This window comes from Nostoc sp. C052, assembly GCF_013393905.1.
In the GTDB taxonomy this organism is placed as follows: Bacteria; Cyanobacteriota; Cyanobacteriia; order Cyanobacteriales; family Nostocaceae; genus Nostoc.
Genome location: NZ_CP040277.1, coordinates 86,057 through 108,116, shown reverse-complemented (window position 1 = coordinate 108,116; position 22,060 = coordinate 86,057). Strand labels below are relative to the sequence as shown.

24 protein-coding genes are annotated in these 22,060 nt (G+C 38.7%); 2 read left to right on the top strand and 22 right to left on the bottom strand.

Annotated features, from left to right (window positions below; genetic code table 11):
* Positions 1 to 13: 13 nt before the first annotated feature.
* The 13 genes from FD723_RS39260 to FD723_RS39200 form a co-directional block, all read right to left on the bottom strand.
* The gene (locus tag FD723_RS39260; protein ID WP_256875437.1) at positions 14 to 1,066 is read right to left on the bottom strand and encodes an SAM-dependent DNA methyltransferase; all 1,053 of its coding nucleotides are present in this window, start codon (positions 1,064 to 1,066) and stop codon (positions 14 to 16) included.
* Complete coding sequence (locus FD723_RS39255; RefSeq protein WP_179070546.1) at positions 1,026 to 1,376, bottom strand: hypothetical protein; 351 nt, start codon at positions 1,374 to 1,376, stop codon at positions 1,026 to 1,028. The genes FD723_RS39260 and FD723_RS39255 overlap by 41 nt, the downstream gene beginning before the upstream one ends.
* A complete protein-coding gene (locus tag FD723_RS39250) occupies positions 1,373 to 2,056 on the bottom strand; it encodes a hypothetical protein (protein ID WP_179070545.1) in 684 nt (227 codons plus the stop codon). The genes FD723_RS39255 and FD723_RS39250 overlap by 4 nt, the downstream gene beginning before the upstream one ends.
* 62 nt (positions 2,057 to 2,118) lie before the next feature.
* The gene (locus FD723_RS39245; protein WP_179070544.1) at positions 2,119 to 2,958 is read right to left on the bottom strand and encodes a ThiF family adenylyltransferase; all 840 of its coding nucleotides are present in this window, start codon (positions 2,956 to 2,958) and stop codon (positions 2,119 to 2,121) included.
* Positions 2,946 to 3,542, bottom strand: a complete 597-nt coding sequence (locus tag FD723_RS39240; protein WP_179070543.1) for a Mov34/MPN/PAD-1 family protein — start codon at positions 3,540 to 3,542, stop codon at positions 2,946 to 2,948. The genes FD723_RS39245 and FD723_RS39240 overlap by 13 nt, the downstream gene beginning before the upstream one ends.
* A 2-nt stretch (positions 3,543 to 3,544) precedes the next feature.
* Positions 3,545 to 4,267: a prokaryotic E2 ligase family D protein gene (locus FD723_RS39235; protein ID WP_179070542.1), complete on the bottom strand. Its 723-nt coding sequence runs from the start codon at positions 4,265 to 4,267 to the stop codon at positions 3,545 to 3,547.
* Positions 4,264 to 4,992 carry a hypothetical protein gene (locus tag FD723_RS39230; protein WP_179070541.1) on the bottom strand — a complete coding sequence of 243 codons (729 nt, stop codon included), beginning with the start codon at positions 4,990 to 4,992 and terminating at the stop codon, positions 4,264 to 4,266. Before FD723_RS39230 ends, FD723_RS39235 begins: the two co-directional genes overlap by 4 nt.
* A 220-nt stretch (positions 4,993 to 5,212) precedes the next feature.
* Positions 5,213 to 5,635: a hypothetical protein gene (locus FD723_RS39225; protein WP_179070540.1), complete on the bottom strand. Its 423-nt coding sequence runs from the start codon at positions 5,633 to 5,635 to the stop codon at positions 5,213 to 5,215.
* A 5-nt stretch (positions 5,636 to 5,640) separates the two neighbouring features.
* Positions 5,641 to 6,135: a hypothetical protein gene (locus FD723_RS39220; RefSeq protein WP_179070539.1), complete on the bottom strand. Its 495-nt coding sequence runs from the start codon at positions 6,133 to 6,135 to the stop codon at positions 5,641 to 5,643.
* A 2-nt stretch (positions 6,136 to 6,137) separates the two neighbouring features.
* A complete protein-coding gene (locus FD723_RS39215) occupies positions 6,138 to 7,160 on the bottom strand; it encodes a bifunctional DNA primase/polymerase (protein ID WP_179070538.1) in 1,023 nt (340 codons plus the stop codon).
* A gap of 73 nt (positions 7,161 to 7,233) precedes the next feature.
* Positions 7,234 to 7,452, bottom strand: coding sequence for a hypothetical protein (locus FD723_RS39210; protein WP_179070537.1), 219 nt, complete (start codon positions 7,450 to 7,452; stop codon positions 7,234 to 7,236).
* A 29-nt stretch (positions 7,453 to 7,481) separates the two neighbouring features.
* A complete protein-coding gene (locus tag FD723_RS39205) occupies positions 7,482 to 8,228 on the bottom strand; it encodes a hypothetical protein (RefSeq protein WP_179070536.1) in 747 nt (248 codons plus the stop codon).
* A 101-nt stretch (positions 8,229 to 8,329) separates the two neighbouring features.
* On the bottom strand, positions 8,330 to 11,050 hold the full coding sequence (locus tag FD723_RS39200; RefSeq protein ID WP_179070535.1) for a DEAD/DEAH box helicase: 2,721 nt from the start codon (positions 11,048 to 11,050) through the stop codon (positions 8,330 to 8,332).
* Between the two features lie 449 nt (positions 11,051 to 11,499).
* Here FD723_RS39200 and FD723_RS39195 point away from each other — a divergent pair, with 449 nt between their 5' ends.
* Complete coding sequence (locus FD723_RS39195) at positions 11,500 to 12,099, top strand: hypothetical protein (protein WP_179070534.1); 600 nt, start codon at positions 11,500 to 11,502, stop codon at positions 12,097 to 12,099.
* Between the two features lie 98 nt (positions 12,100 to 12,197).
* On the opposite strand, the gene FD723_RS39190 is transcribed toward FD723_RS39195, so the two are convergent.
* Positions 12,198 to 13,259, bottom strand: a complete 1,062-nt coding sequence (locus FD723_RS39190) for a hypothetical protein (RefSeq protein WP_179070533.1) — start codon at positions 13,257 to 13,259, stop codon at positions 12,198 to 12,200.
* A gap of 184 nt (positions 13,260 to 13,443) precedes the next feature.
* Complete coding sequence (locus FD723_RS39185; RefSeq protein WP_179070532.1) at positions 13,444 to 13,674, bottom strand: hypothetical protein; 231 nt, start codon at positions 13,672 to 13,674, stop codon at positions 13,444 to 13,446.
* 35 nt (positions 13,675 to 13,709) lie between these two features.
* On the opposite strand from FD723_RS39185, the gene FD723_RS39180 reads away from it, so the two are divergent.
* Positions 13,710 to 14,123 carry a hypothetical protein gene (locus FD723_RS39180; protein WP_179070531.1) on the top strand — a complete coding sequence of 138 codons (414 nt, stop codon included), beginning with the start codon at positions 13,710 to 13,712 and terminating at the stop codon, positions 14,121 to 14,123.
* A 283-nt stretch (positions 14,124 to 14,406) separates the two neighbouring features.
* Here FD723_RS39180 and FD723_RS39175 read toward each other — a convergent pair whose 3' ends face one another.
* The 7 genes from FD723_RS39175 to FD723_RS39145 all read right to left on the bottom strand — a co-directional run bounded on the left by FD723_RS39175 (position 14,407) and on the right by FD723_RS39145 (position 22,018).
* Positions 14,407 to 15,237 (bottom strand): hypothetical protein, encoded by an 831-nt coding sequence (locus FD723_RS39175; protein WP_256875436.1) that lies wholly within the window; start codon positions 15,235 to 15,237, stop codon positions 14,407 to 14,409.
* Between the two features lie 2 nt (positions 15,238 to 15,239).
* A complete protein-coding gene (locus FD723_RS39170) occupies positions 15,240 to 15,695 on the bottom strand; it encodes a hypothetical protein (RefSeq protein ID WP_179070529.1) in 456 nt (151 codons plus the stop codon).
* 363 nt (positions 15,696 to 16,058) lie between these two features.
* A complete protein-coding gene (locus FD723_RS43740; protein WP_256875435.1) occupies positions 16,059 to 16,559 on the bottom strand; it encodes a hypothetical protein in 501 nt (166 codons plus the stop codon).
* A gap of 370 nt (positions 16,560 to 16,929) precedes the next feature.
* Positions 16,930 to 18,348, bottom strand: a complete 1,419-nt coding sequence (locus FD723_RS39160) for a DUF6884 domain-containing protein (RefSeq protein ID WP_179070527.1) — start codon at positions 18,346 to 18,348, stop codon at positions 16,930 to 16,932.
* Between the two features lie 95 nt (positions 18,349 to 18,443).
* Positions 18,444 to 18,617: a hypothetical protein gene (locus tag FD723_RS39155; protein WP_256875434.1), complete on the bottom strand. Its 174-nt coding sequence runs from the start codon at positions 18,615 to 18,617 to the stop codon at positions 18,444 to 18,446.
* A gap of 10 nt (positions 18,618 to 18,627) precedes the next feature.
* On the bottom strand, positions 18,628 to 19,428 hold the full coding sequence (locus FD723_RS39150) for a hypothetical protein (RefSeq protein WP_179070651.1): 801 nt from the start codon (positions 19,426 to 19,428) through the stop codon (positions 18,628 to 18,630).
* Between the two features lie 328 nt (positions 19,429 to 19,756).
* Complete coding sequence (locus FD723_RS39145) at positions 19,757 to 22,018, bottom strand: hypothetical protein (protein ID WP_179070526.1); 2,262 nt, start codon at positions 22,016 to 22,018, stop codon at positions 19,757 to 19,759.
* Between the last annotated feature and the right edge of the window lie 42 nt (positions 22,019 to 22,060).

Sequence of the window (22,060 nt, the reverse complement as noted above, 5' to 3'; positions counted from 1 at the left end):
CGCTTGTAGTACACTATGGTTTAATTATTTTGACGATTCTAGTAGCTACATTTGTAGGGTTATTTGAACTCAAAAAGGCATCTTTATCTACCAACTCCACATAGCTCTTATTGCTCTGTAGCCACTCTTTTAAGCTTTGATACTTCCGATTGAAGAAAACCGACTCAGGTACGACTGAAACTAATACACCACCTGATATAATTAACTTCCAAGCTTGATAGATATGCTCGACAAGTTCGCAAAATGGAGGATTCATGATACAGGCATTGTATAAATGACTGGGGTTAAACTCCAGAAAGTTTTTCCCTACAAGATTAAATCCTTTGAGTTCTAAAATTTGTCGTAGGTTGTAATTCACCTCAACTACCTCTAATTGAACATTTGGGTAAGTTTGAGTGATATAATCAGCAATATTTCCGCTACCAGCGCTAGGCTCTAAAATTCGCCAATTTGGTTCAATATCTGCCAGTTGAACAAGCCGTTGACAGACGGGTTTGGGAGTAGGAAAGAAATCTCCAGATTTCATGCCAATGATTTCTAACTCAAGCTTATTAAGTTGTTGCTTGGTAGTATCAATTGCTTCAGGTTTTACTACCTGTTGAATTTCTGTTATTGCTGATATGATTTCGCCTGATGTATTTAACCCGGCACGACTGAGAGATTTTACCCAGTCTTGGTAATATTCGCCTTCTAGTATTTCTTGGACTTTCTGGCTAATTTCTCCACTTTGAGAAATCCTAAATAGGACTTCCACCTGTGATTTACGAAATATACCGCGTAGTATTGGTGGGATATTTCCTGTTTCCCACATTTGTGCGATCGCAAATAGCCAAGACTGGATAATCTCAAGTTCAATTCCTTCTTGGATTATCCCTTGAGCTATGGTTTTACGGCGCTTTGTTGCCCTTTGATTCCCAATAGCAGGATTTTTCTTTTGGTCAATATTTGACTGCATTGAGGCAGCTAGCTTGCGGAGAGTTTCTGCTTTTTCTAAGTTAGGAATATTGAAAATATCTAGTGATGAGTTATCCTCGTTGTAAGACAGATTCAGTAGAGATAGTTGCATGGCTAGATTCCTTTAAATCTTTAACGGCGCATTTAAGAATTAGGGAGGTTGGTACATTCCAAGTTTTTACCTCCCATTCAGTAGCTAATCGTTCGGAGTGACGGATCACTGCACTACTACATTTGTTTTTTCGGAGAAGCCAATCTCTAAACTTTTCGGCTTGTTCTTTGGTATCGAACCCGAAATAGCTGGTTTTTCGGGTTCCCAAGGGATCAGTAATAGTTGCTACCCGACGTGAGAGGATATTGAGCGTCCAACCACTGTTAGAAGTGAGTTCGATTTTGGTGATATTTAATTCTGTTGGATTCATAATTCCACTTCAGGAATTGCTGCTAAATATTCCGTAGTTGATATTTCTCTTGCCAGCCATTTATCATGTGCTTCTTGAGGAGTTATTTTATCGGCTAAATGTTTCTTTTCATTGTTGTCTCCTATAAAAGGAGCGAGTGTTTCTTCTAACCGTTCTTTGAAAGCCAAATGTTTTTTATCAGAGTAACTAAACTGGTAGATACTATCAGTATTTATGAACAAGTAAACTAGGCTTATTTGTTCTAATGGCATTCCAGTTCGTTCGTGAAGGAGAAATAATCTCAATTGGGTTTGCCACTTGCTCTCAAGAATTTCAAATTTAAGAGGTTTTTGAATTGTCCAGTCAAACCCAACTACTTGATTTTCACCATAGATAATAAGGTCACACTCGCTATAGAGAAGGATATCGTGATATAAATATTGAAGTTGGGCGTTCCATTGTTTGTTTCCAAGGATGTTTAGAAAAGGTTTTACCTTATCGACCCAGTTATTAATTTGGGGGTATTCCTTTAAGAAAGGTTCGACTGGTAGACCTAACCCAATTTGTTGCATGACGAGATGAAACTGACCTCCAGCAACTTCGGATTCACTTTTTACAGTGAGATTAGAATAATTTATTGTCGATAAACACTCTGGATGATGTTCGGCTAGCTCAAGTGTTTTGTGATTGAATCGATTCATAAAAATCTATCCCAAATTTGTTTTTTGGGATAAATATGCGTGAGCTATTTGTGGTGATTTTTCTACGGTATATAATATTTTTTCAGATTGTCGATACTTGCGTATAAACTTCGGGTTGACATTGCTTTGAGGTCAAAATAACTGGCGAACTTTTTCAAACCCCCGGTGAGGGTTAATTCTAGCAAGTACTGGGCTGCGATCGCACTCGTCATTTTATTGACAAATAGCGACTGATAATTTCGGGCTTGAATTTCTGCACATGAGAGGTTGTTGTCGGTGAGTTCTTCCAGTTGAGGAACTAACAATTCCGGGTGAACCAGCGCCGGAGAGGGAAGATGCAACCAGAATTTAGGTTTGTCTGGGTTATTGGCAGCTTGAACTATATCAAAATTAGAGTGCGTTCCAACTACTATTTGGCCGGAGTGGTTGCTGTTTCCACAATCCAGCCAAAATAGCGATGCTGGCTCATTTGCACTGTTCAGTTTGAGAACTGAGTGAATTTTGCTCCTGGCTGTGCTGTTATCGACACAGCCAATAATTACCGTTAGGGTATTCCACCAACTGGCCGTGCGAATCAAGTCTTCTTCAAACCAGTCGCAAACAGCTGTAATCTCTATTCCATACTTGGCACTGCATCTTGCAGCTAGCGTTTCTGCCTTTGGTAGCCCAATTTCAGCTTGTTGATAATTTTGGCGGCTGATATTCTTGAGTTCGACAGTATCGCCATCGACGATCGCAAAGTTAATTTCTTTCCTAGTGCGCTGGAGTTGCAGAATAATTCGACATAAATCTTCTGCAAGAAACCCGCCTGTTCCTCCTGCTCCTACTAAGATGAAGTTGATACGGGTATGATTACGAGGTAAGACTGGTAAAGCTTGTTGGTAAGCAGTTAATTCGAGCATTTTACCTGTGGCGGAAGTTCAAATATTTGATTGGGGTTGATGTCGAAAAAGTAATTGTATATCCCGATACGGGTGTATATTGTGGGAATGATATTCAGTGTGCCGATGATCGCGAACACTCGAAATTTGCCTTTTTCTTCTAGATTGTCCGCACTTGAAGGGTAAGCAGCTAGAGTTCCATGACTGTGTATTTCCACTAGCCCATCCGTATAGCTTTTGTTAAGTGCGCTTTCTAAAGATAGGACGTGAGTAGAGGACGCAGTTTGCAGTGGCGTGTGACACCACCATTGGTTGTTTGTCACTCCCAAGTAGAATAGGATTTCCTGGTCGGGATTGATACTGGCGGCATTGATAATATCGGTGATTACAAGGCTTGGGACTTTTGGGACTTTCAGGCGAAAGTAGGGTTCAAGGGGTTGGAGTCCAGCAACTTGAGTTTGAGTCACTTGCAAGCAAACCTCTAACTCACGGCGGTGCGATCGCAAGAAAAGTCCATTTGCTGCCAGCCAATATTCCTGAAGTTTTTGGCTGTAGGGAGGAAAATTATTACTTGTAGCGAAGTGATAACCGATAAAGGCATTCATGGCTAATTGAACAAATGATTGATAATGTCTTCTGGGGTTGTGACTTTCCAGCTATGAACGGAAACAAGGTCACTTGAAGGGTAGGATTTGGGTTTAGACTCGTGCAATTTGATTAGCTGGTTGCAGATATTGTCGGGATGAGTTTTTGATTTGCCTTGGGACAAGTCCTTATTAAAGGGTGATTTCCAGAACAACTCCCAGGTTTGGCTTATAGTTGCAGCACTGCACATACCGAGAGAATTTCCCCCATAACAAATACTAGAGTCGTCCCAAACGTTAGGTAGAGGTGGCTTGTATAGTTGCGCGTCTGGTTTAAATACCCTCCCTTTAACTGCCCATAGGTAATATCTACTACCGTATCCAGCAAAGAGGAATGCAGGCATGGGGACAGTAATTACTTTCGTTTCCTGTCCCATAATTTGAATTTGATATTTTTGGGGAGAGTAAAACTGAATAATTGCCTCTCCCTCTGGATTTTTACCCCACCAAATCGTGTTGCTAGAAAGCCATCCAGATGTAGCAGTTTTACTTGTGAAGGCTTTCTCTACTGCTTCAGGGGAAAGAAATTTGTATTTAGACTCTTTGCCTTCGTGTTCGACTAAAATAAACTGTCCTTTGAGGATAACTAACTGCGCTAGTAACTCATCTTGGGGAATATTCCCAAGCAGGATTTGCGATATACTTTCTAAGTTAATTATTGGTAATATGTTTGTATCTAAATTCATGCTTTTGATGATTGATTCCAAATTCTGACTGCTGCTTTCCGAGCATGAAGAGATGTTTCTAGCAAATGGTTAAGCTTATTTGATTTTTCCATCATCGAGATGGCTTCTTTCCACTTTTGACTGAGAAATATGATATTTTCATAAGTCCATTCCAGCCAATCGCTTGTTTCACACGTAACATCTAGCCAGATATTTTCAGTCGAGTAATCTATAATTCGTATGCCTGCATCTAAATATTGAAGAGGACTTTTGTAACGACGGCATAGCTTGACAAGTGTCTCGAAGTAAATTTCTTCTGCTAGAGCAATGTAATCAGGAGTAAAACCAAAATTTAGTTCCCATTGGCTTATATTGTACCCTTGCCCCATCAACGACAGCAGGAACTTTTCTGAGTATTCTAGTTCCTCGAAATCTTCATTCCACCACTCAAGTCTTTGTGGTGAAACGAGAATACTATTATGTTCAGGACTAAACTCAATCTCATCGATATATTCTATTGGGAAGAGATGATCATTCACCAGTTGAATAAATTCAATTTCTCTATCCATATAGGCGCTTGCTGGATGTGATTGTTTATCAATATGAATGGTTGATTCTAGCCATTGTTCTGGGAATATTTTTCGATACAGGCTTAAGAGATTTACTCGTTCGGAGAGATTTTCTAGGTAGATAATTGCTGTTAAACAAGTAATGGGTATTTTGAATGATTGTATGTTTGCAAGCATAATTAACCCTGTTTTGTCACTCCAGGAAAAGAAAAATCAAAGCCAAATTTTGAACTGTAGATATAACGGTCATTTGAGCGTTTATTTTCTAACACAATGGCTCAAATCATGGTTTTTTGGTAAAAGTCTTATGCTGTAAGCATTCCAGATTATTCTCTCCCGAAAGTGATAAAAGAGGGTTAATCAGCCGCCATAACTCATAGCGGCTATAAATTTGTTATTACAGTACGGGATATCTACTCGTAGTAGCAGGTTGATGCTTAAGGCTTCGAGTTACTTTTTCGATGTAGGTTTCCCAATTTTGACCGAGCTTGATAGCTTTTTCTATCTCAGGTTGTAGGGTAATTAAATTTTCGAGACTAACTTGATTTTTTATCTCCAGAAGCTTTATCTGCCACCCTAACTTTAGTGCAGGATTTATTTCTTCAGAACTATTTTTCAATTCTCTGAATTGACTTCCCTTAGTACCTGCTTTTTTTACTAAACGAATTGAAACTGTATCATCAGTTGTTTGTCGTTCAATTTCGGCATTAGCATATTCTGGAAAGTAGACGCTAATGGCTGTTTTGAGGGTATTGTCATCTTGGGCGATCGCCTCATCAAGAGAAATTTCTTGTCCTTCGATAATCGCAACGTACTTCATGGTAATTAAAATAGTGACAGTTGGTTGTTAGGCGCGGGTGTTTTCTCTTTATCTTCAGACAGGTTACGCTTTTGTACTTGTCTTGATTGTTCCTGTTGATTCTGATGTATAGTCTGCTTTTCCATCCTTTGCTTGCAGATATCTAACATCTCTGGGAGAGATTTTTCTAAATCCTGTAGCAAGTTATTGATGACAGGATGAGATGTTATTTCAGCAACGTTAATTATCTTAATAATTGGAGGTGCGCCTTTGATCCCAATTGAGACAATTACTGTTTCAGAATTTGGTATTAGTTGAATGGTTATTAAGGTGGTTTTTGTGTCAGAAGTGCCTAAACCTATCTCGATAGATGAATCTTGGTTTATAACTTCAGTGTTTACTAATTCATCTAATGTTTCTTCTAAATCGCTATTCTCCTGAATATCAGGATTAAAATCTCTACTGCTATAACTGTCTTCAAGGTTAGTTACATTCTCGTCAGGTGATATTTGACTGCTCATGATTAAGAGAGATTGGCTAATCTAAATAAGGTGCGGATAGTAATACCTGTCTTGTTAAAAGACTGCCATTTGTAAGCGCATTCGCCTGATTTGTACTTAGGAGAAAGTTGGCTCCAAGTGTCCCATGCTTTAAATAAAATGGGACTAACACTATGAAGTGCCATCCCGACTTGAATCCACGAGTGGTAATCATCTGCAAATCGAGGGTGTATGACTTCAAGTAGTACAAGTGCAGTCTGGATATTTGTCTCGATTGAGGGAATTAAATGAGCGTATCTGTCTACCCCATATCTGCGGTTATATTTTTCTTGGGGTAGGTTAAACTTTCTTGCTTTCTCCTGTTTGGCAAGCATCTGAGCAATTACCCAGTCGGGGGCTATTTCTATTTGGCGCTCAGATGGACTACAGCCAGGAAGCCATCTGTAATTTCTGCCCTCTGGGTGAAAAGAAGGGGGAAGGATTGAGGCTAGATTTTTGCCTCGAAACTCCAATTGTTCATCCTTCCCAGTTTTGATTTTGCGAGATTTTACTTCCCAAGCTTTTGAATCTGGGATGAGGTACAAACGCTGGCTCCGATATTTCCTTCCAGAGGTAAATGCAATTGTGGGAGGAAGGTATTTTTGAGCGCGATCGCACAACGATTCCATAGGAGTATCGCACAACGACTCCGTAGGAACATCGGTTGCTTCGGCGGGTATTATCTGGTTGAGTTCTTCTGGTTCTGTATGTTCGTTAATTTGAATAATTTGTCGCCAGGAGGTTTCGCCGTCGCAGTCAATAGCTACTAAATATCCTTGGGGATGATTAGAACCGCATACCAAGGCTACACCAGTGGGGGTGATCAATCTGTTATTTGTCCAAACTTTTAGGCGGCGGCGGACGAGTTCGGCTTGTAGTTCTCTGGGAGAGTAGGTATTTTTTTCCCATTCTTTCCCTAGAGGACGTTTACCAAAGGTAGGGACGATTCGCCATTCTTCGGGTAAGTTGTCAAGTGAAGATACCAAATGACGGATTTGGGCGTGCATGAATTCATGTGGCTAATTATTTCGATAATTAATGCACGGGTGCGTTAGTGACTGTGGTGGTTTGATATTATGATTACGGTGCTAACTGATGGCCTGCTTCAACTAGCTTGGTAAGGGTATTTTGGTCAAACGCTTTGATACCGGATACAAATTGTTGCCACTGCTGCCATTTCTCCTTTGAGTAAGCATGATTGGGATCAAAGTTGCAAACTTCACAGAATTTATGAAAGTCAGCATTCCAATGAAACGTGCAGATGCCTGTTATTAAATAATTGATTTGTTGGTTGCTCATGAGTGATATTTTAGCTTCTGATTTCTGTTTTAAGCCAACCTTTGGTTCAGAGCATTTTCGACTTGATAAGTTCCAAGAGTACAGTTTGTATTGAAGGGAAACGTAGGAAATTCAAGATAATTATTCATGGTTTTTGTTACCTTGCACAGTACCATTATCCCGTCCCTACCCTTTTTTTCTTGATTGTGATAGTAGCTGATAATCTCAAACTCATTATTACCAGCTTCAAATCTGCTTCCTACATATTGGGAGATAGCGTTTTTCCAATCTGGCTGCCAGAGCATGAGTGTATCTATTGCCATTGCTCTAACAACTGGGTTATCTAATTTCATTAGAATATCTGGTAAGTAATGGCATTGTTTGGCAATTACTTCTCGTGCGTAATTTATCAACCAATACTCAGCTTCTCTTAAAAGAGCTTTTGATTCTAGATTTTGGCATACTTCATCGTAAACTTTAGACATTAAATATGCCCTTTGTTCAAAAACCATTCCATTAGTTCGTAGTTTTAAGTCTGATGGATAATTAATCATTAAATCAGTAAGTTCATCGCTGATTTTGGGAAGAGGATATTTATCATTTTCTTGCTCTTTGGGATGGGATATTTTTACTTCATATCCTAGATTGACAGCATGATTGATAATAAAGTCGATGCTATTAGACTCAACAAAATCTCCTAACTTAAAATCTGTTTCTAGGAGGAGATATGTTGGTGCATGGAGAATTTGAAACCGCTTAGGGTTTTGGCTTGAATCCGCTAATAGTTCGATGTACATTGCTTATTCTCACAAATTTTCATAAATCTTGTGCGTAAGCGATGTATGTGGTTTAATTACTGAAAAAATAATCCTACCCAAGATAGGTAGGATCATCTTAATTATTGATTAATGGTTCTTGTTTTTGTAGGATTGATTATTTCCTCCAGTAGAGATAGCCCAACTGATTTAAACAGTGCTTTGTTATCATCAGGGCAGCGTTGAATTGTTGTACAAGATGAGCAACCGTATTTGCAAGGGCAATTATCTACTAGAAATTTTGCCTTAATAAAAGCGGTTTCTAAATACTTGATGAGAGTATCGCACATACCTGTACCGTGTTCGCATGTATCGAAGAAATAGCCTACTATGTTATGATTTGATGGTACTTCGATTAACATGAAATCGATATCTCGACTGTTTGCTCCATGTTCGACAAGTGGTAAACTGAGCATGAGTTGGTGTGCGAGAGTATGAACGCAAATCTGAGTTTCATTGCTTTCAAATAGTTGTTTCTCTTCATTGGAAATATATTTCTGTTTGTTGAGTATCTCTTTTCGGAGATTTTTGACGATGGCTGAAAAATATTTTCTTGCATCAGCGTTAATTTCAACCCTAACGCAGAATGTATTGTAATTAAGAGCAAATGCTTCCTTGTATTTATTTTCCTCCAAGAGTTCGACAAATTCTCGTTCAATAAGTTGGGTACTGCAAGCAGGACAAGTTTGTATGTGTCCGGGTAAATTTAAATTGAAGTTGCGACATCTGTTATTAGTGCAAGTCCATTTTTGTTCCAGCCTGTACAAGTTGTACCCGTAAATTTCTTCTTTGATTTTGGCTGAAACAGGTGTAAATCTAGCTGCGCCTTGGGAAAGATTGATAATTTTGGCTTCCCCTGCAATTTTGATTTCCTCGAAATTTAGGCTTCCTTCGGGACGACTAAATAGGTTGGTTGCCTCAATTGGCTTGAGAATTGCTTTCCCTTCGGTTAAATTTAGCTCTTGTGATTTATACTGTACGGGGTTGCCGTCAAAGTCTTGAGCAAGATATATGGCACCAGGGTAAACTTCTCGTAGTGCAGATGATGCCGAACTTTCCTCAAACTCTTCTGCACTATCTTGATTGATATAACTGATGTTTTGGTCAGTGTTGCCTCTGAATTTAATTTTTGAGTGGACATAACCAAGGTTTCGATTAGTTGTCAGTCTTTGGTTATAACTGAAAATCAGTTGATTATTACCGATTAGCTGTCGTGCGATCGCATCGCCAGAAGTACCAAAATGTCGAGCAATTTGAGCTTGTGTTGGTTTACTTTCTTTGCAACAGGCGAGAATGTGCTGCTCCAAAATTGTTTCATAATTGTGGTTAAAGTTGATAATTTCTGGAGGATCAGATAAGAGGCGTTCCGGGTAATTGGCGTAGTAAGAATCCATAATCGACCTTTTTGACGGGATAAATACCAATAGCCCTGCTTCCTGTCTGCCTGCACGTCCCGCCCTTTGGCGAAAGGCAAGAATTGAGCCTGGGTAACTATGTACGATAGTTGCATCAATAGACCCGATATCCAGACCCGCTTCTAAAGCACTTGTGGATATAATGAACTTGACCTTCCCGCCCTGTATATCTGCAATAATTTTGTTACGCTGATTTGCCTTCATGCTGCCATAAAATGCTGAGATGCTTTCTCCCAAGTGAGTCAATTGCATCTCGATTAAAGCTTTACGAATGGCATTAGTTAAAACCTTTACCAGTTCTCTACTATCGCAGAAACAAATCCCGACTATTCCTTTACTTACAAGCATGGCTGCAACTTGGGCAGTTTGGTAAAGAGTATTGTTTCGTGCTTTGAGGCTAAGGAAAGTAATCTCCGAGCGTTTTGCCCCACTTTGGTCGATAATAGCAAGGTTGCTTTGTTCTACTCGATTGGATATCTTCTGGGCAATTTCGCTACTGTTACTAATTGTTGCAGAAGCGAAGATGTACTGCAATTTAGAAATATTATTGCCAGCAGATTCTATCATTAATTGAGTTCGCCGATTAAGTAGGGCAAAGTGTGAGCCAAAAATGCCTTGATAGAAGTGCGCTTCATCACAGACGATGATTGAAATTTTTCTGATTGTTTCCCTAAATCCCCAGTTGGAGTCAAACTGATAATTGTTCAGTTCGTGGTTCCATACATCGGGTGTCACGCATAAAATCGAGGGTTGATGGCTGTAAAGTTGTTTGCGCTCCTGGGGAGGAATATCACCATTTATATTGAGAATTTTAGGGCGAATTTCTTCATCTAGGTGACCAACAAACGAGCGGATTTTCTCTACCTGGTCAAATGCAAGTGCTTTTAAGTTAAAGAATACTAAAGCTGATTTACCTTTTAGGCACTCGTGAACAATTGGAATTAAAAAGGAGATACTTTTACCACTACTGGTAGGAGTTTGGAGAATGATATCTTCCCCTTTTTTGTAAGCTTCCCATGCCTCGACTTGATGAGAATATAGTTGTGTAATTCCTGACTTATTTAAGGCAAGTTTAACTAGAGGGTGAATATCATCTGGTATGGGACAAAGTTTAGCTTCTTGAGCCGGAATTACATCACAATTTTGTAGTTTTCCTGAACCATCCAGAATAGCTGCTATTTCTTGGTACAGAATACTTTTACCTGTTGGTGCTTGATTAAGAGGTAATAAATTACCGCTATTTACCTCCTGCTCCCAGTCAAAAATAATTTGATTTACACTTCCCTTTTTGAAGTAAAGATTTTTCTCGATGATGGCGGCGATATGGATAACACCATGTTCTTTAGAATAAACCTGTTTATTTGCTTGTAACCATTCAAGCTGGGTCATAAAAAGTTACCTACTTGCTGTTTTAGCAAGTAGGCGTTAGTCAAAAGTAGTGGTTTTTGTTATTGCCACATTAACGATAGATGGATGGAGTTGAAGCCAGAGGAAAAATAGGAAACTACAACACAGAACGTTTTAAATTTAACTCCCAACACTTCCCTTAATCTTTCTTTGTATACATAGCGGTGTGCAGTTCAGTGAGATACAAAAACTTTGCTGAAATGATTTGACAGCAAGGACTTTGGTGTTCTCATCCAATCGATAACCGCTATAAATTTTTTCCCCGACTTCCTTAGCGTTAAACAAGATAAATTTTAAATTGTGATGTTTTTTCAGTAAATTCACTATTGTAATTTTAATATCTAAATTAATACGATATTTAAAATTTAGCTGAATTTATTCATTATAATTCTTGATTCTCCAACCAGATAATAACTCATAGCATAGTAATTATGTCAAACTTTAAATTTACACTAACTACAGCTAAAATTATACGTAGCCTTTATGAATTTTCTGGTCTAAACTCAAAAGGACAGTTCTGTAATGGTTGGCAATATCGTTGTAGAAATCTTGTTAGTGAACTCGCTTATTTTAGTGAAATAGAAGGTAGAGTTCACTTTGTCTGTTATTTACGTGAAGCTAAAATGTTTTGTAAGTTTTCTGAAGCTGCTTGGTCTATTGTACAGGAACAACCTGATGATACTTATCTTCGGAAAAATAAAGGGTCTACTCACGGTGAACATATAGTGCCGATATCCCTTGTGCAGTGTATAGCTTTCAATATGTTGAAGGATAGTGCTAGTGATGAAGAAGTTGCCAATATGTTAAGTAGTTTAGTAGAAGTAGTTTTCATCACTATAGATGAAAAAAAACTTCTTGATTTAAGTATTCGCAATTTAGGTTATGGACTCAAAACAACTATGCCAGAAGGATGGAATCAAGATGTATTTAATTATGAATGGAGTAAAGCGAATCGTTATGCAAGGCTTGAAGTTGCTGGTATTAAATTGGCACAACAAACAATTAATAATTCCTTGAATTTGGAATTATAAAAAACTGATTAAATTTTAGATTCTGCTAAACAATCAATCTAATCTGTAAAACAACCTAGCGGAGAAGATAAATATTAAATAAATATAATTATTTTTCTTCAGATATTTTTTCTAATTGCTTCAGGAGTGTTAGGATTACTTGCTACAGCTTGTCGAACACTTTGGTCTTTATCAGATGCTAATTTTTTAAGAACAGATACTGGAGTATTTTTATTGTTAGCTACATTACAACGTGTTTCGGAATCAGGGTAATTAGCTATATTCTTGAGAAGATAATCAGGCGCATTAACATTCCTTGCTACATGGCGGTAAAACACTAAATAGTCTTTTTGCTCATTATCTATTGAGCAAATTCGGTCAAGTAAATCGATAGGAGTATTTGGATTATTTGCCAAAGAGTAGATAATTGCTGCATCTCCATCATCTACGATTGAATAATCAATTGCCTCTAAAGCACCATCACCTAATTTTTCTAAAATCCAGGTAGGAGTATTGAGATTTTTTGCTAGTTCTGAACGGATGTCAGAACTATTATCATCAGATAATTTTTCTAAAATATCAGTACTTGTGTTGGTATTTTCGGCTAATAAAGAGCGAACAAGACTCGACTCGTCAAAAGTTAACTGTCTTAAAATATCAACGCTTGTATTAGGATTGCCTGCTAACTGACGGCGTTCATCTTCATTGCAGCGAACAAAAATTGATTCATCGCCAGCTAAGTTTCGCATAATCTCCTCTGGAGTACTGGGATTTATTTTCACAGATGCACGAACTTGAACTGATTCATCGCAGGCTAAACTTTGCAAAATTTCCCCTGTACAATTGGGATTTCTTGCTAATGACGAGCGGACAATATTTGACTCATCACAGGATAATTGTTGTAGAAGTTCCATTGAAGTATTGGGATTTGTTGCTACTTCTGCACGAACTTGAACTGATTCATCGCAGGCTAACCTCTGCAAAATTTCTTCTGTACAATTGGGATTTCTTGCTAACGATGAGCGTGCATACTCATCGGAAGATAAATTCTGTAGAATTTCAAGGCTAGGATTTTTATCTACTGCAAGGCTAAAATATTGCGACACTAAATCAGGCGGTGAATCTGAGACGGGAATATCATAACTTTCACCTATACGGCGACGATGCCTTATTCTAGACATTCTGGGTTGACTCACTTAAAAACTAACCTTTAGTTATAGAGTTCCCTGAAGTCGGAGCATGACTATCATCTGATGCTGTTGGCGAAATATTTATTAATACTCCAAAGCTTTCATAAGTCCAGTATTTTGTTGCCTGAACTCTGTACCAAACAATTTTCTGAATTTATAATAGGATTTGTTGGAATTAGGTAGGGCGTTTGGTGATTTCACCAACTTCTTGACCGTTGCAGGAAACCCAGTTAGTGACGTAGCGTTCAGTGTCATGAAAGCCACTAAATTCAATACTGTTACCAGAACACTTCTCTTGGAACCATTGTTGTGCTTCTTGTTCTGTATTGAATGTTCTAGCGGCGACTTCTTCTACTGGAATCTTCCAGTTTGTATTGCCATACAAATCGCAAACATAATGTGTCATATCTGTTACTCCTTTAACAATATCTAAAAACCATTATGACAATTTTAAATCAACAACAGCAGGCTGAATTAATTATCCAACAAGCTTGCAAGGAAAATTTTACTGATAGCGAGAAAGCTATTTACGATGACTTTATTCTGGAAGCGGGGGTAAAAAACCCAGCCAAGATGACTGAGGCTACTGCTGATGCTTTAATTAGATACCTTGATGGCTGCGACGCATCTAACGAGTTTGTTGCTAATGTAGTAAATCGCCTCGCGCAAGTTGCCCCTGCTCATATCATGACTAAGGTTCTTCTTAGTGATAATGACGGCGATGGTGTGCCTTTATACGAGGAATTAAAACTTGGAACAAAGGCTACCGAATTTGATACCTCTTTTGAAATAGCGGCTGCAAGACAAAAACAATATCAATTTTCTCCAACTCGGAATTGCGATATGGAGTTATAAGTATAATTCATCACTAAATAATAATCTGTAGTGGATATGAGATAGTTATCTCTAAAACGACTGAAAATAGAAATTAACCAGTTGCTACACAGGCGTAGACGCTTACTCTTAGCTCGAAGTAAGTGTCTCAGCGGCTTTCCTCAAACATCGCCATCTTTCCCATACTCAAAATTAACCTTCGGGATACTGGGTGTAAAAAATGCGCTACTGTTAATCGTAAGCGCATTCCCGATCATGTACTGCGATCGCAATACTCCCAGCCCAAATAATCAGGCGTGTAAGTTTAACTTTGGAAAATTACCCCAGTATCCTGATCTTCATCCCAAAACCACCAACCTTGGGATAGTTCAGAAAGAACGCGCATTAGTGCTAACTGTTGCTGTGTGATTTCCCCACCGCCGTAGCTGACGTTGCTAGTGCCATCCCATGATTTAAGAATTGATTCTAAATTGTATCCATTGCCCATAATCCAACTGGCGTAGAAACAGTCTTTGGATATTTCTTCCATGATGGCTAGCAGTTCGAGTGCGGCATCAGGATTGGGTGATTTTAGGGCTTCAAGTGCAAGGCGGAGGTTTTCTTCCCTGTCTGCAAGAAACTCCGAAAAAGCTGCTCTATTTGATGGTAAATTCTCCTTTTCAAGTGTAATTAATTTTCCATTTAGAATCTTGACTGGAGTTATATTTGAGTAGTCAGTTCGGTCATCTTCACTTGCCTTTGCTTTTATAGCTAAAGGATGCCAATGGATGCGTTCAATTTTATTGATCTGAGGATTTGTCCATATCCAGAATAGTTTGTGAGATGCAGCACCCTTAACTGTCAGATAAGTTCTTTTATGTCGAATAGGATAGTCTACACCTTCTTCTTTTTTGGCTTGCAAAAAGGCTTCTATTGATTGATATTCTTCATTGAGGTATGCCATTTTCCGTGGTGCTGTCGCATATGTATAACCCGATATGCTGTTGCTATCACCGTCTTTCAATGCTACTAAATTCCATTTTTCGTTTATTGGATTCTGTATCCAAAACTCAACTGATATTGTCTGTACAAACTGATCTAGAATTTGGACTACACAAGGATAGTAAAGTGTGAGTTGTTGGTTGCTATTAGTCATTACTATTCCATCCATTCGATTGGGGATATGGTTTCCTTTTTGGCGGGAAGTATTTTGACTTCGTAGCCATAAAGAATTAATTCATACAGAGTTTCTAATAGTTGCTTGGGTGATATACTGTCCCATTGCTTGCACTTTAAGATATGTTTCAATAGCTGCTCTGGAGCATTAACCACCCAAAGACTGTGAATTTTTTTGTTCCTAAATCCCGCACATAATTGAACAATTGGTTGTAGCTCAACTATTGTTTTTGGTATGTGAATAATTGCTGAACTTATAAGAATTGTTGGTTTTACTTCTAGATTTTTGGGTGGTAAAAAATCGGGGTCACTGTACCACTGTCCGTCGATTTGGTATGCAATCATTAGGTATGGCAATGCTTTAATCGCATTTATAGTTCCCCATCTTGCAGTTTGTCCTGCGTGAAACCAGATGTAAGAGCCGTTGTGTATTATCATGTACAATTTTTATGATTTTGACTTGAGGTTTTGCTTGCCTAGCTAGTTGATAATTTCGTCTGTGGTAGAAAATCTAGCTCCATTTTCTAGCTAGAGAATGATTCGTATTTGTATGAACACTTAGTTAAAACTCGCCATTATTAGCCATGTGCAGTCAACTTCATGCTCAGGTAAAATACTTTGGATTTTATTTTATTGATTGCTGAATTACTCCTAATAACCACCTTTATAAGATGTGTAATAACTGTGGTGATTAATCTATGAACAGATTAATTTTTATTTAAAATATTCAATGACTTATTGAAAATAAAAAGTGCGTTATCGATTAAGATGGCGCACTTCTATTAAAAATAAATTTATGATTTAAGCGTGGTGAAGGATAATATTTATTGCGTCTTGAGTGCTAATTTGATATTGTGTAGCAAGTTTATTCATATTGGCTTCACCATTTGCATGAGCTTTGACAATTGCGCGAATAATATTTGGTGAAACATTAATCTCACAATTTGTAACAACTGGTTTGGGTAAAGTTTGAGAAATGAACAATTCTTTTCTTCTTAAGAAATGTATTTGACGGTAATGCTCTTTTCTGAGTATCCATTGACAATTTCCGGGAGCAAAGTCACTCTCTAGGTCAATACGTGCTATAACTGTTCCTTCGGGTGCTACTCCCATATCTTTTAAGAACTGGGTAAAGTTATCGCGCCAGGATGCATCAACTTCAATTCCGCACCCGCCATGATACTTGTACTGATGATGGTTCTTGTTATAGCAGATGCGCTTGATGTGTAACCAGGAGTTATACTCGTGGCTTTTGCAGTGTCCGTGGACAGTTTTATCGCTCTTGAGGGTTTCGCGCTGCAAGCATCCGCAGCTTTGTGTAAGCCCTCTTTTTAAGCTATTTTTACTGACATACTTTTGGGTTCCGCAGCTGCATAAAGTAAGGAGTAGTAATTCACCCCTTTTCCCCTTAACTTCTACATCGGATATAACTTTTAGTCTCCCAAAGTTTGCCCCAACTGGGATGGATTCTTTTCTTTTTTTACAACCACAGTTAGTTGATCGACCATTAGTGAGGGTGTGACTGTAGACAAGTTTTTGGGTTCCACAATCACACTGGCATAATACTTGCTTTCCTTGTTTATTTAGTACAATCCAGCTACCGAATTTTTCACTTATATTAATTACTCGTTTTGTAATCTCCATAAATTATTTTGGTGCTATTACTGGTGGGTTATATATCTAAAACAAGCTGTTTTTCTTGCTCCAGTTCCTTCTTTATCCAGGCAAGTTGCTGTCCAATGGCTAGGTGCTGCATTGGTACTTTTGTCTCATATCCCTTTGCTTGTAAAATGGGCGTTACCTCCTGTCTGTAAAGCTTGCCCGTCAAGAATACAAACTCTATTTCCGGGGACGCAACTTGTATGAGGCTTTCTGCTACTTGTCGTGCCCATAGTATGCGTTCCTGATGAGATAAGGAATAGGGGGATTTGTCGTAGGGCTTAATAATTGTTTCTGGGTTAATAACTTGATGTAAAGGTGACAGGATATACCATCTTGAGTCTTGTTCTTCTGCGTAGCGACGGCACGCTTGAAAGTGCTGGGAATAATATAAGTCTTTGGCGGCAGCAGGGTAGGTAAGCTGCTTGCCACATCCTGCAACCAGGTAAATTTTTTCCTTGGGAGTGAACTTTCTGTAGGTGCTGATCACCAGATTGAGGTTGTGGGCGATTCTTCCCATAGTATGCGTCCGTCCTTTGTTTGTCAGCCGAGGGTCAATCCTATGTCGGTTGAGAACCCTGCAAACATGACAGTTGCACTTTGGCGCACAGTGGGTTGGTATCCGAATTAATTTTTCCTCGTGGCTGACGAACATCCCACCGCCTAGTCCTTCCCGGATAAAAGTTGAACCATCAAAGGATAGTCCCATCTGAATAAAAGTTTTGGCATACTGGGGCGAGCATAATCCAAAAACGTGTAGATGAGCATTTGGCTCGTGCAATGGTGCGATGGCTGCGGCGGGCGTAGCCATCGCATCCGCTTTCGGCAATACTCGTTCCGAGTCAATTAGCGATGGCGAAACGCCCGCCTTCGGCGATCGCACAACTTGAGTGATTGTTTTGATAATGTGTAAGTTAATAGAATACTCTCTCGCCTGGGAAACAAGCCCACCGATGCCGAGATGGCGGTATCCCAGTCCCAAAAGATATTTTGCTACTTCGAGGCGTTCACTGAGAGACTGCCCGTGGATGACTGCTAGGGGTATCCTATTTGGAAGATAACTTTTAGCAAGTTGGATAAATGTTTCTGCTTGTTTAAGGTTGTATTCTTGCCGTTCCCTGATATTCTGCCCTACAAGTAAATGGTCAGGACAAACAATAATATCGCCGACCTTTGAGCGTTCTCTATATCTATGAATAGACCAGTAAGCATCAACATATTTACCGTTTAGAATGGGGATATCTTGGTCACGGTAGTTAAATGATCCACAGTCATGAATAATGGGACTATCTGGAACAATTTCTGCCTTGATCGCGAGTGAGTATAGCCAGCCCACCGGCTGATACTCAAGCAACTGCCAGATTGGGATTTTTTTACCCTTGCTTTTAACAAAATCGCTCTTACCCAATACTGGATAGAAACCTAATTTCATAGTATTTAAACGAGCAAAAGTTGATTTACATTCGTTAAGTTAACCCTCTGCTTGGAGAAGGCTAACTAGTAGATGTCTGTATTTATTTGCAATATTCAGAAGATACTGCCGCCAACGTTTAGATACTCTTGTAGCAAGAGTGCTAATATCACTTGCTGGAATTTCTTCTGCTTCACTTTCAAAAGCATATCAAAGTGAATCTTGGCGTGATACTTCATACCATCGAAGTGGATATTGAAACTAGGATTGAGTTGAAAGTCTTGAATCATATTTTTATCCTTACTTGGGAAGATATAAACACTTGTTTTGTTCTGCTAGCCTATTTGTGTGATAGTTATCAAGAATCATTTTCTTAAATTCTTCTCTTGTTGCTTGCAAGTCGCGGAATATTTTGTCAGTAGGATAGAAGAATACCGACTGTTGGCGGCTGTAAAACCAGACCAGTTGATTGATAGTATAGGTATCATTGCTATCAAGCAGGACGTAACTAATTTGTTGGTAAAAATTTTCTAGAGAGAAGGGACGCTTTTTGGCAGTTGTTCGTACATCGATGAGAGTATTTCCAGCAATTATCTGGCAATCAGCACCTCCAAGATATTGACTTAAAGGGTATGAAGCATTGCAGGTAATATTCCCACTTACTTGATTAGCTACTGTTTGCCAGGTACGGGGTACAATACCGATGATTTGAGATGTATCTTGGATACTAGGAAGCCATTTTTTGAAGTATTGTGCTTCAAGCTGAAGGTATTTTTCTCCTTGTAGAAAAGGTTGAATAATCTCATGAATATTACGGCTACGAGCATAATTTTCTAATGCACCCAGTAGCATACACTTTAGAGCTTCTTCTTCAATTGAATTTGAATTTGTAATGGAATAATCGAAGGCATATTCTATTTTTAGGGCTTTGGCTCCAACCTGGGCAAGACAATTAGTAAACCATGTTTTATCTTCATAGATGCTTCCTAAATACTTAGCAAGTGCTTTGGCGATCGCACTTCCTACTAAGGGAAAATCTACCCCATCAATCGGTCTGATAATTTCTTGATTTTCTAATAGCTGGTTATGGTTAGTAATCATCTTGATGACTGTCTTGTTGAGTCTAGAGTCAAACCATCTCCTGATAGGTGAGGTTCTATTTTTTAATTCGGATGTTAAGCTCACTTTTTAGTTTTTTGTTTGAGATACTATATTGAGTATCTGCGTGAGCTTTACGTAGTAATTTTTGTTTTAATCGCGTTACTGATTTAAGTAAAGAGACTAATCATTCAAAATCAGTGAAAATTTTATAAAGTAAGCTTTTTAAATTTCGTAACTCGTACAAATTTGGATAAATTCTCAATTCAAGTTTTTATATTTTCAATGCGACTTTGCAAACTTGGTATTAGACAACTTGGTGATAGTTAGTTTACAATTCAACTTCTCTCGACTTGGTTTTAGGTGCAGCCGCAACAGTTTGCCGTTGAAGGGAGGGTATGTGTTCAGTTGGGGTATATTGCTGCCGAATTTCTTCCCCTCGCCATTGTTGTAAGTCGCTCATAATGTCTTTGAGGGGAACAAAATCGACGACTGTTTCTCCTTTCTTTTCAGCTTCATTTGTCTTATGGTTTAAAATCTTGAAGTACATCTCCCTCTGGTCGGCAATTGGTAACTTGCCGTCATTCTCATTTATCCGTTGAAGAATCTCTTCATTACCCTGGTTCATTGCCTTTCCCCAGTCAGGGCCACCATGCTTGACCATGTTCGCCCATTCCTCAGCGATATATGGGTGAACTTTCACAGGTATATCACCAGCTGCTTGTATTACTCGTTCTTTGGGTGCGGCTGCGGCTGCGGGGGTAGATTGTTCGTTACCAAAGATTTGTTCCAAGTTGAGTTTGCTGGCGTTCTGGGCAATAAACTTGACTTGGTTGATGTCGTAGTCAGAGATGTTCATCTTGCTGACCTCTTTAGTAATCCCAGCTTCGGTTTTAGTTAGGTCAAACCGGACAAGTTCCTGAGTACCTTTCTCTTCAGTAGTTTTAAATAATTGCAGGCTGGCTCGATTATTTTCGGGTTCACGAGTCCGCTTGATAGTAAATTCACCTACCGTAAATTCTTCCTTATCAGCCTGGATGAGGACATTATTAAGGGTATGCAACATCTCATTTTGTTTGAATACTTCCAGGGTTTTAATCGTGCCAGAGGGTGCAAGACTTCCCAGGCTATTTGCTACATCACGGATATCGGCATTGTTGAGGTCAGGGAGCTTGCCATTGTCGCCCAAGTACTCTGCCACTATCAGAAACTCCTGACGTTCAATAGGTAACATCTCTGTAGGTTTTTTCGTTATTTTGGGTTCCTCTTTTGTGTTGAGTTTAAAATCCATCAAGGAGTTTTCCCACCCAAAAAGTTCATCACTGCGGCGATGGATACTAACAGTGTCTCCCTCTTGGCGAATCACAAATGTATCGCTACGGTAAATACGCGATCCATCTTGTTCAAGAGTGCCGTATTTTTTTAACATTGCTGTTGCAGTTTCAGCAATGTCTTTATTTTCCCCGTTGTAGCGTTCCTCCCGCGCTTGTTTATTATTAATTTGATAGATAGGTACTTCAACTTGACGCGCCCACTGTTGCGCTGCTGGCTCTACACATTGGGAGTTAGCTACTTCTTGATAGGTAAATTCAGGTGCATATTTGTTTCGATTATTAGTTTCTAGCTCCTCTGGCTCTTGTGCAAAAAACTGATTGTGAGTTGCATTTTCGTTTACCTCTCCTTCAGTTTTATATTGAGGTTGGTAGTTACTAACAACTATCTCTCTGATTTGAAGAGTTTCTTTGGACTGTGCGATTTCTTCTTGAAGATTATTGACCACATCATCTTCAAAACTCTCATCTGCTTCTATTTCAACAGATGAGTTGATTTCTTGAGTTATGGGCGAACTGTTTTCGCTGTTTTCATCTTGTAGTAACTTATTTATAGTCAGCTGACTATCATCTAACAGTGGATTTACTTCTATAGCAGTGAAATTTTCATTATCAGATAATAACTCTTTTGTATCTTCAGAATTTTCAATAATTTCAGCAGATGGAGGTAGTAGCTTAATCAGTGGTTCACTTGCTACATCTATTATTTCATCTGGGGTAAGTATTTCAGTGACGAGATTAGTTGTACATTTACCTTCGCTATTTTGTTCGTAGATAACGATTTGTTTTTCTGAACCCTCTGACTCCAGATAAGCTGTAATTTTTAGAGCGCTTTCACCTGTTTGCTGATAATCACTATTTAAATTGGGTACATCTTCTACTAATCTGGCAGCAATTCTTTGTGCTTGATAGTCTGTAAAAGGTTCAGTTTCTATTGTGTATTGACTTTCTATTAATAGATCGGGCATGAACACAATATTAGTTTCTTGATTGCTTTTTATCCTTTGGCTGGTTAAATCTACCTTTTCCCATTTATAGGCACCAGGCGTAGATTCATCAGGTACAAGATTGTAAATGTCTTTGCCAACTTCAACTGCAATTTTACTTGCTTCTTGAGCTTCTTTGAGTTTTTCGAGAATTACTTTAGTTATCTTAGTAAGTGCATTGATGAGGGTTTTACTTAATTCCCGACTTGTTTTAATTGCAGTATCGGCTGTACTTAAATATGATTCATTAATTTGAGTGTGTCTGGGGTCAAACATATCTTACTTTGAAATGGGTAATTTTTTATGGAATCGAACTGA

Coding starts and splice junctions, on each gene's coding strand:
- FD723_RS39190 (WP_179070533.1), bottom strand. CDS start 13,259: ATGTCTAGAATAAGGCATCGTCGCCGTATAGGTGAAAGTTATGATATT.
- FD723_RS39210 (WP_179070537.1), bottom strand. CDS start 7,452: ATGAGCAACCAACAAATCAATTATTTAATAACAGGCATCTGCACGTTT.
- FD723_RS39255 (WP_179070546.1), bottom strand. CDS start 1,376: ATGAATCCAACAGAATTAAATATCACCAAAATCGAACTCACTTCTAAC.
- FD723_RS39240 (WP_179070543.1), bottom strand. CDS start 3,542: ATGAATGCCTTTATCGGTTATCACTTCGCTACAAGTAATAATTTTCCT.
- FD723_RS39200 (WP_179070535.1), bottom strand. CDS start 11,050: ATGACCCAGCTTGAATGGTTACAAGCAAATAAACAGGTTTATTCTAAA.
- FD723_RS39145 (WP_179070526.1), bottom strand. CDS start 22,018: ATGTTTGACCCCAGACACACTCAAATTAATGAATCATATTTAAGTACA.
- FD723_RS39205 (WP_179070536.1), bottom strand. CDS start 8,228: ATGTACATCGAACTATTAGCGGATTCAAGCCAAAACCCTAAGCGGTTT.
- FD723_RS39195 (WP_179070534.1), top strand. CDS start 11,500: ATGTCAAACTTTAAATTTACACTAACTACAGCTAAAATTATACGTAGC.
- FD723_RS39220 (WP_179070539.1), bottom strand. CDS start 6,135: ATGAGCAGTCAAATATCACCTGACGAGAATGTAACTAACCTTGAAGAC.
- FD723_RS39185 (WP_179070532.1), bottom strand. CDS start 13,674: ATGACACATTATGTTTGCGATTTGTATGGCAATACAAACTGGAAGATT.
- FD723_RS39215 (WP_179070538.1), bottom strand. CDS start 7,160: ATGCACGCCCAAATCCGTCATTTGGTATCTTCACTTGACAACTTACCC.
- FD723_RS39170 (WP_179070529.1), bottom strand. CDS start 15,695: ATGATAATACACAACGGCTCTTACATCTGGTTTCACGCAGGACAAACT.
- FD723_RS39260 (WP_256875437.1), bottom strand. CDS start 1,066: ATGCAACTATCTCTACTGAATCTGTCTTACAACGAGGATAACTCATCA.
- FD723_RS39150 (WP_179070651.1), bottom strand. CDS start 19,428: ATGATTACTAACCATAACCAGCTATTAGAAAATCAAGAAATTATCAGA.
- FD723_RS39175 (WP_256875436.1), bottom strand. CDS start 15,237: ATGACTAATAGCAACCAACAACTCACACTTTACTATCCTTGTGTAGTC.
- FD723_RS39160 (WP_179070527.1), bottom strand. CDS start 18,348: ATGAAATTAGGTTTCTATCCAGTATTGGGTAAGAGCGATTTTGTTAAA.
- FD723_RS39245 (WP_179070544.1), bottom strand. CDS start 2,958: ATGCTCGAATTAACTGCTTACCAACAAGCTTTACCAGTCTTACCTCGT.
- FD723_RS39250 (WP_179070545.1), bottom strand. CDS start 2,056: ATGAATCGATTCAATCACAAAACACTTGAGCTAGCCGAACATCATCCA.
- FD723_RS39180 (WP_179070531.1), top strand. CDS start 13,710: ATGACAATTTTAAATCAACAACAGCAGGCTGAATTAATTATCCAACAA.
- FD723_RS39225 (WP_179070540.1), bottom strand. CDS start 5,635: ATGAAGTACGTTGCGATTATCGAAGGACAAGAAATTTCTCTTGATGAG.
- FD723_RS39155 (WP_256875434.1), bottom strand. CDS start 18,617: ATGATTCAAGACTTTCAACTCAATCCTAGTTTCAATATCCACTTCGAT.
- FD723_RS39230 (WP_179070541.1), bottom strand. CDS start 4,992: ATGCTTGCAAACATACAATCATTCAAAATACCCATTACTTGTTTAACA.
- FD723_RS39235 (WP_179070542.1), bottom strand. CDS start 4,267: ATGAATTTAGATACAAACATATTACCAATAATTAACTTAGAAAGTATA.